The organism is uncultured Nostoc sp. (assembly GCF_964245445.1).
Taxonomy (GTDB): Bacteria; Cyanobacteriota; Cyanobacteriia; order Cyanobacteriales; family Nostocaceae; genus Nostoc.
In genome coordinates this window covers 19,039-30,451 of record NZ_CAXTNE010000071.1, presented here as the reverse complement: position 1 = coordinate 30,451, position 11,413 = coordinate 19,039, and the positions used below count along the sequence as shown (strand labels likewise).

Sequence of the window (11,413 nt, the reverse complement as noted above, 5' to 3'; positions counted from 1 at the left end):
GCTCCCTGCTCCCCTGCTGTCTTTATGATGATCTCACAAAATCGCATTGCTCCCAAACCATGTTGCATTGGCACGACTGTCCCATCTGCTTCGATAATTAGGGGTGACACGAGTTCAGCAAAGCTGTAGTCTTCTTGATTTATTGGCGATTCCTCTGCAAAAAAGCTACCGGGATTTGAACGCAGTAAATCTTGGTGAGTTAAATCAATCTGAACAAACAGCTTGTCAGCAAGGGCTTCTCGCAGACGCGTGGCTTTTAGGTAAGCATAGGATAAGATGCTGGGATTAGGTCTATACCCTACGAGGCTTTGGGTAGCATGTCCAACTTCCGCAAGTGGATGAATCTGCAATAATTTCGCCCCTTGCTCCAAGACAAAATTTGCAACCCAGTCTAATTCTCGAAAATTTTGTTTTGTGAGTGTAAAAATAAACCCGAATGGGATACCCGATTGGCGAACCCCTTCCAGTCGAACCGCCATTTTTTCAAAAGCTTGCTCTGAAGAACGCATACGGTTATGGGAAGCTGGCATTCCATCAAGACTAATGGCGAGTAAATCAACCGCTCCAGTCAGCTGCTCTAAGTGTCGCTCGTCCAAGAGTATACCGTTGGAAGTAACCGTTGTATGCATTTGGCATTGATGAGCCTGTTTTAGCAGTTTGGACAGAGGTTTGTAGACAAGAGGTTCTCCTCCTGAAAAGCTGGCAATGGTATATCCTTGTACACTTGCATCAGTAATTGCTTGTAAAAGGAGCGGGACACTGAGTTGGTCACGCTCCTCCGGGGCAGAAGAAGAGTAACAATGAAGACAGCGCAGATTGCACCGTCTGGATGGGTGGATTTGCAGAATTATCCATGATATTCTCCTTTGTTTTTATACTAAGTGCGTAGGCATAGCCCGTCGTAGAAATCGCTGATTTGTGTGAGCGATCTGAACACGTTTAATTTCATTCCCCTCTGAAGAACTTACGCAAATTTACTATTAAAATTACAAATATTTATATTTACAGACACTATTTGGCAGCCTGTCTACGCAATTCCATAACTTATGGTGATGCGATCGCTCCAAGTCTTCGCAAAGCGATCGCTCATTTCTCACGTTGAGTTAGCTTGTATTCTATCTGTTGTAGTGCCAATCGCCACACATCATAACCCTCTTGAGACAGGTGCAACCCATCTGTGGTCAACTCTGGGCGCAGATTGCCTTCCATATCCGTAAACCAGCTATAAATATTTAGATAATTAGCACCTTCTTGTTTGGCAATCTGGGTTAGTTGTATGTTGATGTGACGAATGTGGCTATTGGAAAGTTTTGCTAGGCGAGTAGGCAAAATTGATTGGACAATGATTTGAGCTTTTGGGTGAGTCTGCCGTAAGCGACGGATAATCCGGCGATAGTTACGCAAAATTGTGTCATCACTAGCGCCTTTGCGTAAGTCGTTAATCCCAGCCATGACATAAATCACATCTGGCCGCGTTGCCGAAAATGCCCCCAATCTTTTTAAAACGCCACTGGAAGTATCTCCAGATATGCCTTGATTCAGCCACAATTTCCCAGCAGGCAGTTTTTCTCTAGGAAACCACATGCTCAAAGAATCACCAACTAAGATACTTAGATGATTTGCACCTTGACCTTGAGCGATCGCTCTAGCTTCTAAAGCTAATAAACTTTTCCAATCATCATAAGTTAATTGACGTTTCTTGATTGACTCCCACAATGATTGCAAATTATCACTTTCTACGCGCGTATAAATCTGACCTGTTTTCAGAGCCGCCAATCTTTGGTAGTAAAGTTGATTCCCAGATGTCAATGAGAGACCAGCTGGTTGGGCGCTGGGGTTGAGTGATGACTCTGTTGGGGCTGGTAATTCCTGACTACTGACTTCTGGTAAGCTCCTAATGTTTTTCTCAACTGCTGTTGGCTGCAAACTTTTTAGAGGTTGGAACGCTTGGCCGCTGAGTTCTGGTAAAGAGATATCAACACTATTGATAATTTTTGTACTGACTATTGCCGGAGAACTCTGTTTTAAATCCCACAGGGATCTAGAATTTTCTGGCAAGATAATCGACAAATGTGGAAGAGCCAATGCTGGTATTGCTAATACTGTTAACAAGCCTGCTGCCAACAGATAAGGGTCCCTCATCGCTTTGTCTCTCCTCTACTCACTGCTTTTCCATCTCACAGCATTAGTTGCCTGTATTCAGGAAAATTTTACTTCGGTTAAGTTATTATTCTTATTTAAACTGTATAGTTCTGTAAAGCCTGTTAACGAGATTATATTTGAGAATTCACGATCTCTTTAAATTACGGTTTCCCCAGTGGTATACAAATTTTATTTGTCAGGATAGTTGTACTGAAAGCCCTATTTTCACAAACCGACTATTTTTTATAACTTAGTTGCCACAAATATTGCAAGTGTGTATAAACTCAGCAATTAGTAGGTTATTTTTGAGTATCTCAGGACAGAGGTTTTGGCTTTTGCCGTTGCTAACATAATAAATAAGCATTTGATTTCAGGTTTAAAAATGTCAGTCAATTGTGGCGATCACATGAGACTTTACTACAACTAGGGGGATAGCTTTTTAATTTCTCAGATGAAATTGAGCGTTGCAAATGCGTCAGTTTTCAAATATGGAATTAGTTAGATTAAAGATTCATAACTAGCATCAGACGAGGATCGACACTTAAAAAAGTTTTTGACCATTTTAAGTAATTTATAGCACAGTTAGAAGTTATGCCCGTAGACCCTCAATCAAAAGGCTTTGGGATAACTCTAGAGCTATCTATAGCACTGTTAGACACTATACCCGCTATTCTGGGATAATAAAAGTTAAATTTATTTTCATGCCAAAGTAGGCTCTTATCTTTGATGTCATAATTGAGGTTTTGATATAAATTGTCCAGTTATAGGACAGTGCCCTGCACTTAGAAGGTTATTCTCTACATACCTAATTTAAAATTAATGTTTACTTATTGAAGTATGAGTTGAAACACATTTAAATTAAGTTTTAACTAGAGAAAATAACTTCATGGGAGGTGCTAAGATTTAGGCTTAATCATTAGTGTTTTCCTTTTATTCCGTGGCTAGAGCTAGTACAGCGATTGGTGTGAGTCCCATTATTAAAGAGATTGTGCAAAAACAGGCACATTCGACACGTTTGACCCTGAAAGAAGTTATTCTCATGGGGATGTTAGCAATTGACAAACTAGATGATCAAGGTCGTCAAGAGTTAGCAGATCAAGTTCATCAAATGCAAGTGAATGGAGAAATTTAAGTAGTTATGAGTTATAGATTTTAACTGCTCAGTCCTGAATATTTACTTAATATCTTTATTGAGTAAAACGATAACGGCTTCCCATTACATAATCCTCGTTAATTTCAAAAGATATCCATCGGCGTTGCAGAGTTTCAGCCACAAACCCGCTTGTGTTAGAACCTGCGAATGGATCTAAAACCATATCACCTTCATCAGTTAAGAATTTGATGAAGAACTCGGCGAACCCTTGAGGAAAACGTGCTGGATGGGGTCTAATTTCTGCTGCTTTACAGCGTCGTAAATAAGCACTATTCGATTCAGTATTAGCAATTTCTATTAGATTTGGCGGAATTGCACCTTGGTTATCCTTTTGGAATTTATCCGAAATATCATGTCCACTAGGACGTATTTTAGCCTTATAGCCATTTTTGAGTAATTGTTTCATACTTTGGCTATAAGGCTTTAAAACTTTTCTGTTATCTGCTTTAGGATTCGGTGTCTTAGACAACCACCAAACTGTATTTACAGAATCTTTCACACGAATCCGCCTGATTGTTACCCACTCAGCAGGGGTTGGCAGTCGAGCCGGATTATAGTGGTAAAATTCTTGAGCGAGAAAAAAACCTACTTCTTTGCATAATCTTACTAAAAGTTCGTATTGGTAGATACTCCGCACGGGGTTGCCAGGTAAGTAAGCGCCACCTAAATCTAGTACGAATGAGCCATTATCTGCGAGAACTCTTTTAAATTCGGATGCAAAAGGCAGAAACCACTCAATATATTTTTCAGCAGTTTCGTTACCGTATTCTTTTTTTCGTGTCAGAGCGAATGGAGGTGAGGTAAGAATTAAATTAATACTATTATCATCAATGAATTTAATAAGTTTAAGACTATCACCTAAATATGCTGCCCCCTTTTGCTGGGTATAATAAGGATTAAAAATTATTTCTTTTGCTGGCGTTATTGGTTCTTCTTGCAACAGTGATAAGATTATTTCGTTTTTTATAGTTATAACTTGTTTTGGTATTATCCAACTATTTAATTTTAAAAGTTATTTTTTAACGCAGGGGAACACAGAGCAAAGCGCAAAGTTACGCAGAGAAGTATATTAACTTTCGACACGCTTTGCGATCGCGTAGCGTCTCCGACACATAACATATATTTGGGTTTTGAGTAATGCGTTCTTGCCAGTTTGTCATAGTTAGGCATCGCTCTTTAGATTAGCCTGATAATTAGATTGTGCTAAATCTTTTCTAGACTAGAATTGATTTTTTCATAATATAGGCAAGCTCACCATAACCAGGATTTCCAGTTAGCCCTTGTAAATTATTATGCTCTATATCTTCAAGTGATCCAAGCTTACTTGTCCATTTACCAGTCGGTAGTTGTCTCGCAACGTGGGTTGGTACTTTATTAGAATTAGTATATATAGCTATTTTTTGAAATCCCTCTTCTAAAACATCACCTGGACAGACTTCATAACCAAGCATTTTATATACTTCTTGAAAGGCTTCAAGCGTTTCTTCTCTAGGAATACCTGGTGCCCAGTAGTATTGATATTGAATATCTGGCCACCACCATGTTTCATCATCTTCTGCTGCCCAAGCAATACAGTTGTAATCAATTGTATCTGGACTGGTAAGTTTGTATCCATAGACAGTGAGGTTAGGATAATCACGCTCAATTTTTTCTGTGACAAACTTAACCCAAGCGTAATTACCTACCACCTATAGCCTCTTTGCTTACCCCACTCTAGCCAAGCTTTAGTCATCTCCTTTACCTTTCCCCTATATTCTGGAGGAACAGGATCTTCTCTGCTAATGGATTTTAATGCCCAAAACCAGTGTCCAGATTTCTTTTCCAGTTCCCTAAGTAAAAGTGGGATTACAGGTTTTCCCATACCAATAATTTGCTGGTATGCAGGGTGCATCGACATTTGGTTAGTAGATGATATCCCAAAAGTTTCTTCACGCCATTGGTTAACGAACGCTGTAAAGGTTACTTCTAAGTCTATCTGTTTAGATACAAAGCTATATCGAGAGCGTTCCCATCCATATTTACGATCTTTAGCACTTTTGAAGAAGAGTAAATTATCACAGTTATTCTCATCACGTATTTTTCGTTTATCTTCCGGATAATTCCAGTCAAATCGAGCTTTTAACTTGGCTTGATTATTTGATGAATCAAGCTGAGAAAGCTTTAAATTATGTTGGTTTTTCTTATCCCAAGGATTACACTTTTATAACGCAACTTGCATTTTTATAACCTTTACTCTACATTCAGATAATTCAAGTATGGAATATTTGCTCTGCCTAGCATCAATTTGATAGATTTTCCTTTTTTTTCTGCTCTATCTAACTGTTGGCATAATTGTTCTAAATCTATTGAATCCAAAGCTACAAAAAACTCATGTGTACCATCTGAATCTGCATACTCAATTTTCAGCATATGAATTATTACGATACCTGCTGGCCCTTTTTCTAAATCAACTTCAAAGATAGGACGCATATCGGTAAGAACACGACAGCGTGTGAATATACGTTCATGGTCACGCATCACATCAATTGCTTTGGATGTAACACCAAGAACACTGTCAAATTCTAATAAAGCAGCTAATCGTCGCTCAAATTCTTGTTTTTCTTCTCCAGAAAGATTGGGAAGGTCTTCATCATCCTGAACAGCCTGACTAATTCTTTCTACAATCTTATTTGTGGGTACGTCAAAATAATCTCGAAAATTGTAAAGAGAAATTAATGCTTCTATCAAATCTTCTACTTCTTCTAGAGTCAAAGCTTGAACCTGTGAAGCTACTATTGATGCCAAATCCTCGATAAGTAGTGAAGGGGGGGCTTGCTTCAAAGCATCAATTAATTCATCTACAGTTCTAACGTCTACGGTTACAAGTTGTTTGAACCTAGGCTTATATTTTTCTGGGATTTCCAGTTCTGCCATATTACTTATGCCCCACTAGAATAACCTCAGATTCTTGCTAGATGAAAAAATAAGTTGAAAAAGACTGCAAAACTGTGTAATACCGGCCATAAATCAGGTCAAAACTTACATAGTATTTTTTAACAAAACTTTATTTAGGCGAATTACTGTAATTCTATCAAATCTATTGCTCCCAACTGCAGAGATTATTTATAAGTCTACAGTTCAGTTAAGCATTTTCTTCTTCTCTCTGCGCCTCTAAGGTTCGTTAAAAAAACCGTATTGATATATTGATATAAAAATCCCCCACCTCGCGGCAGGGGATTTTTATTACTTATCTACAAAACTAGCAGTCGAATTAACCGAACTTACCAGCAGTAGAAGCAATCAAGAATGCGGCGTAAGTCAAGACATAGCCAACAGTGAAGTGAGCTAGACCAACTACACGACCTTGAACGATAGACAGAGCAACGGGCTTATCTTTCCAGCGAACTAGGTTAGCTAGAGGAGTGCGTTCGTGTGCCCAAACAAGGGTTTCAATCAACTCTTGCCAGTAACCTCTCCAGGAGATTAAGAACATGAAGCCAGTAGCCCAAACTAGGTGTCCAAACAAGAACATCCAAGCCCAGACAGACAGGTTATTCACGCCGTAGGGGTTGTAACCGTTAATCAACTGAGCAGAGTTAGCCCAGAGGTAATCGCGGAACCAGCCCATGAGATATGTAGAGTTCTCATTGAACTGAGCTACGTTGCCTTGCCAAATACCTAGATGCTTCCAATGCCAGTAGAACGTAACCCAACCAAGGGTATTGAGCATCCAGAATGTAGCTAGGTAGAAGGAATCCCAAGCTGAGATGTCGCAAGTACCGCCACGACCGGGGCCGTCGCAAGGGAAGGCATAGCCGAAGTCCTTTTTATCGGGCATCAGCTTAGAACCACGGGCATCCAAAGCACCTTTGACCAAGATCAAGGTGGTGGTGTGCAGACCTAAAGCGATCGCATGGTGTACCAAGAAGTCGCCAGGGCCAATTGTCAAGAACAAGGAGTTAGTACCAGCATTGATGGCATCTAACCAGCCTGGTAACCACACGTTAGCGTAGTTGGGCCATGCTGTATTAGCAATACTATCTGGGTTAGACAACAAGGTGTCTAAGCCGTAGAGTACTTTACCATGAGCAGCTTGGACGAACTGGGCAAACACTGGCTCAATCAGGATTTGCTTTTCAGGAGTACCGAAAGCAACTACTACATCGTTGTGGACGTACAAGCTGAGGGTGTGGAAGCCTAAGAAAAGAGATACCCAGCTAAGGTGGGAAATAATCGCTTCTTTGTGCTTCAACACGCGCTCAAGGACGTTGCCTTTGTTTTGTTCTGGATCATAATCACGTACCCAGAATATAGCTCCGTGGGCAAAAGCACCTAGTATCAGGAAACCAGCAATGTATTGATGGTGCGTGTACAGCGCTGCCTGAGTTGTGTAGTCCTTAGCAATAAATGCATAAGGAGGCAGGGCGTACATGTGCTGCGCCACCAAAGAGGTGATGGTTCCCAAAGCAGCTAGGTGAATACCCAACTGGAAGTGCAGTGAATTGTTATAGGTGTCGTACAACCCTTGGTGAGGCAGGTTGAACTGACCTTCGCTCTTGCTACCAGGTACTAAACCGGATTTGGAGTTCAGCATTTCTTTGATGCTGTGACCAATTCCGAAGTTAGTCCGGTACTGGTGACCGGCGACGATAAAGATAACTGCGATCGCTAAGTGGTGATGAGCTATGTCAGTTAGCCACAAAGCTTCTGTCTGGGGATGGAAACCACCCAAGAAAGTCAGAATCGCAGTCCCTGCACCTTGGGATGTGCTGAATATATGCCCAGGAGTGTCAGGGTTTTGAGCGTAAACACCCCAGTTACCTGTAAAGAAAGGTGTTAAACCTGCTGGGTGGGGTGGGGTGGATAGGAAGTTATCCCAACCTACGTGCTGTCCACGAGCTTCGGGGATAGCAACGTGAATTAAGTGACCAGTCCAAGCCAAAGAACTAACACCAAACAAACCTGCTAAGTGGTGGTTTAGCCGATGTTCAGCACTCTTAAACCATGCCAAGCTAGGACGGTACTTGGGTTGCAAGTGCAGCCAGCCAGCAAACAAGAGTACGGCTGCGAACAGCAACAGGAACACTGAACCGTTGTACAGTTCGCTGTTCGTCCGTATCCCGATGGTATACCACCAGTGGTAGATACCAGAATAGGTAATGTTTACCGGATTGCTAGCGCCAGCTTGGGTAAAAGCTTCGATCGCTGGTTTACCAAAGTGGGGGTCCCAAATCGCGTGGGCGATGGGACGGATGTGAAGGGGATCTTTAATCCACTGTTCAAAGTTACCTTGCCAGGCTACGTGAAACAGGAGGCTGGATGCCCACAGGAAGATGATTGCCAAGTGACCGAAGTGAGTTGCAAAAATCTTTTGGTAAAGATTTTCTTCTGTTATGCCATCATGGGTTTCAAAATCGTTGCCTGTAGCGATCGCATACCATATCCGACGAGTCGTCGGGTCCTGTGCGAGATCCTGGCTAAATTTGGGAAATTTCGTCGCCATAGGTTTAATAAATCCTCTGACCTTTAGCCATCAAGTACCAGCATCTAGAGTCCTGAGTTTTGAGTTCTAAGTTCCGATTTTTTTCTCAGCACTTAGCACTCAGCACTCAGCACTCCATAACTGATTGCTACCCTACTGAAAGAATGTGTGCATGGAAGAACGCCCAAGTTGTGGCAATTCCTCCTAAGAGGTAGTGAGCTACCCCTACAGCCCGACCCTGAATAATGCTCAGAGCGCGAGGCTGAATTGCTGGTGCTACCTTCAGTTTGTTATGCGCCCAAACAATGGACTCAATCAGTTCTTGCCAGTAGCCGCGACCACTGAACAGGAACATCAAGCTGAATGCCCAGACAAAGTGAGCGCCTAAGAAGAGTAGACCATAGGCAGACAGCGCACTGCCGTAGGAATTGATGACTTGTGTAGCTTGTGCCCACAAGAAGTCTCGCAACCAACCGTTGATGGTGATGGCGCTTTGGGCAAAGTTACCACCAGTGATGTGAGTCACATTCCCGGCTGAATCTACTGTTCCCCAGACATCTGATTGCATCTTCCAGCTGAAGTGGAAAATTGCGATGGATATTGTGTTGTACATCCAGAAAAGTCCAAGGAACACATGATCCCAACCAGACACTTGACAAGTACCGCCACGACCAGGACCGTCGCAGGGGAAGCGGAAGCCCAGGTTTGCTTTGTCTGGAATCAGACGAGAGCTACGGGCAAATAGCACACCTTTGAGCAGAATTAGGACAGTAACGTGTATTTGGAATGCGTGAATATGGTGGATTAAGAAGTCCGCCGTACCCAGAGCAATGGGCATCATTGCTACCTTACCGCCTACAGCCAAAATTCCACCACCAAAAGCATAGCTAACGGGTTCTAGCGCATTGGGAGCAGTGCCACCAGGAGCTAGGGTGTGGATATTTTGTACCCACTGGGCAAACACTGGCTGCAACTGTATTGCCGTATCAGAGAACATGTCTTGGGGACGTCCCAAGGCACGCATTGTATCGTTGTGAATGTAAAGTCCAAAGCTATGGAAGCCGAGGAAAATACACACCCAGTTAAGGTGAGAAATAATCGCATCTCGGTGACGAATCACCCGATCCAGTAAGTTGTTTTGGTTCACAACTGGATCGTAATCCCGCACCATGAAGATGGCAGCGTGAGCCGCACCGCCGACTATACAGAATGCACCAATCCACATGTGGTGGGTGAAAATGCACAACTGCGTAGCGTAGTCAGTTGCCAAATATGGATAGGGGGGCATCGCGTACATGTGATGCGCGATGATGATGGTCAGCGAACCCAAGAAGGCTAGGTTAGTAGCCAACTGAGCGTGCCAAGATGAGGTCAGGTTTTCGTAGAGACCTTTGTGACCTTCACCGGTGAAAGGACCTTTGTGGTTTTCCAGGATCTCTTTAATGCTGTGACCAATACCCCAGTTGGTACGGTACTGGTGACCAGCAATGATAAAGAGAACTGCGATCGCTAAGTGGTGATGAGCAATATCAGTCATCCACAAGCCGCCTGTTACTGGGTTTAGACCGCCCTTGAAGGTGAGGAAGTCAGCATACTGACCCCAGTTCAAGGTGAAGAAAGGTGCTAAACCAGCAGCAAAGCTGGGATACAGCTCGGTCAACAAGTCTTTGTTCAAGATGAACTCGTGGGGCAAGGGTATGTCTTTGATAGCAACGCCTGCATCCAAAAGCTTGTTGGTCGGTGCGGATACGTGGATTATGTGACCTGCCCATCCCAAGGAACCACAACCTAGCAATATTTGCAAGTGGTGATTCAGCATCGACTCCACATTCTGGAACCATTCCAGTTTGGGAGCACGTTTGTGGTAATGGAACCAGCCAGCAAATAATAATAAGCCTGCTAATACCAAGCCACCGATCGCAGTCACGTAAAGCTGGAAGGAGTTTGTGATACCCCAGCCACGCCATACTTGGAACAAACCAGAGGTGATTTGAATACCGTGAAAACCACCGCCAACATCACCGTTTAAAATGTCTTGTCCCACAATGGGCCAAACGACCTGAGCACTAGGTCTAACGTTCAACGGGTCGCTTAACCAAGCTTCGTAGTTAGAAAACTTCGCGCCGTGGAAAATCATCCCGCTCAACCAAATCATTATTACGGCTAAGTGGCCGAAGTGGGCTGAGAATATCTTGCGGGATATATCTTCTAAATCGCTTGTATGTGTATCAAAATCATGGGCGAGTGCGTGCAGGTTCCAAATCCATGTCGTGGTTTTGGGGCCTCTGGCTAAGGATCTGTCGAAGTGTCCAGGTTGCGCCCATTTCTCGAATGAGGTTGGAACTGGGTCATTATCGACGATTACTCTTGCCTTTTTTTCCTCTCGCTCCGGAGGACTTATTGTCATTCGACCTCCTCTCTAGATAAGGAATGAGGAATCATGAATACCACAAAGTTAACCATTACCGCAAACTCCATTTTGCTGAAGCCGCCATGAAGACCTATGTGGATTGTTGTTTCTCGTTGAATTATAGAGTCTTAACTTGTACTTTGTTGGAGATACTTGGAGATATTTTAACAATAATTCAAACTTGCTGAAATATTGCTGGAATTCCTGCCTTAACTGCCTTTTAACGTCAAAGCCTTTGTCCAAAAGT

8 protein-coding genes are annotated in these 11,413 nt (G+C 42.7%); 1 reads left to right on the top strand and 7 read right to left on the bottom strand.

Translation table 11 applies throughout. The features are described from left to right. Nucleotides 1–815: radical SAM protein (locus ACFE90_RS14275; RefSeq protein ID WP_375501524.1), on the bottom strand; the 815-nt coding region annotated here is incomplete at its 3' end. 271 nt (nt 816–1,086) lie between these two features. Beyond that, nucleotides 1,087–2,142 (bottom strand): SGNH/GDSL hydrolase family protein, encoded by a 1,056-nt coding sequence (locus tag ACFE90_RS14270; protein ID WP_375501514.1) that lies wholly within the window; start codon nt 2,140–2,142, stop codon nt 1,087–1,089. Nucleotides 2,143–3,061: 919 nt separating this feature from the next. Here ACFE90_RS14270 and ACFE90_RS14265 point away from each other — a divergent pair. Beyond that, nucleotides 3,062–3,274, top strand: coding sequence for a hypothetical protein (locus ACFE90_RS14265; protein ID WP_100899890.1), 213 nt, complete (start codon nt 3,062–3,064; stop codon nt 3,272–3,274). A 55-nt stretch (nt 3,275–3,329) separates the two neighbouring features. Here ACFE90_RS14265 and ACFE90_RS14260 read toward each other — a convergent pair whose 3' ends face one another. From ACFE90_RS14260 to psaA, 5 genes are all read right to left on the bottom strand, one after another. Then, complete coding sequence (locus ACFE90_RS14260) at nt 3,330–4,235, bottom strand: DNA-methyltransferase (protein ID WP_375501512.1); 906 nt, start codon at nt 4,233–4,235, stop codon at nt 3,330–3,332. Nucleotides 4,236–4,509: 274 nt separating this feature from the next. Then, on the bottom strand, nt 4,510–4,983 hold the full coding sequence (locus tag ACFE90_RS14255; RefSeq protein ID WP_375501510.1) for a hypothetical protein: 474 nt from the start codon (nt 4,981–4,983) through the stop codon (nt 4,510–4,512). Nucleotides 4,984–5,524: 541 nt separating this feature from the next. Continuing rightward, complete coding sequence (locus ACFE90_RS14250) at nt 5,525–6,208, bottom strand: hypothetical protein (protein ID WP_375501508.1); 684 nt, start codon at nt 6,206–6,208, stop codon at nt 5,525–5,527. Nucleotides 6,209–6,545: 337 nt separating this feature from the next. After that, nucleotides 6,546–8,777, bottom strand: coding sequence for a photosystem I core protein PsaB (psaB, locus tag ACFE90_RS14245; RefSeq protein WP_375501506.1), 2,232 nt, complete (start codon nt 8,775–8,777; stop codon nt 6,546–6,548). A 127-nt stretch (nt 8,778–8,904) separates the two neighbouring features. Beyond that, nucleotides 8,905–11,163 carry a photosystem I core protein PsaA gene (gene psaA / locus ACFE90_RS14240; protein WP_375501504.1) on the bottom strand — a complete coding sequence of 753 codons (2,259 nt, stop codon included), beginning with the start codon at nt 11,161–11,163 and terminating at the stop codon, nt 8,905–8,907. Nucleotides 11,164–11,413: the final 250 nt, after the last annotated feature.

Bases quoted from the DNA above. Each gene is read 5' to 3' on its own strand.
- ACFE90_RS14270 (WP_375501514.1), bottom strand. From the start codon at position 2,142: ATGAGGGACCCTTATCTGTTGGCAGCAGGCTTGTTAACAGTATTAGCA.
- ACFE90_RS14250 (WP_375501508.1), bottom strand. From the start codon at position 6,208: ATGGCAGAACTGGAAATCCCAGAAAAATATAAGCCTAGGTTCAAACAA.
- psaB (WP_375501506.1), bottom strand. From the start codon at position 8,777: ATGGCGACGAAATTTCCCAAATTTAGCCAGGATCTCGCACAGGACCCG.
- psaA (WP_375501504.1), bottom strand. From the start codon at position 11,163: ATGACAATAAGTCCTCCGGAGCGAGAGGAAAAAAAGGCAAGAGTAATC.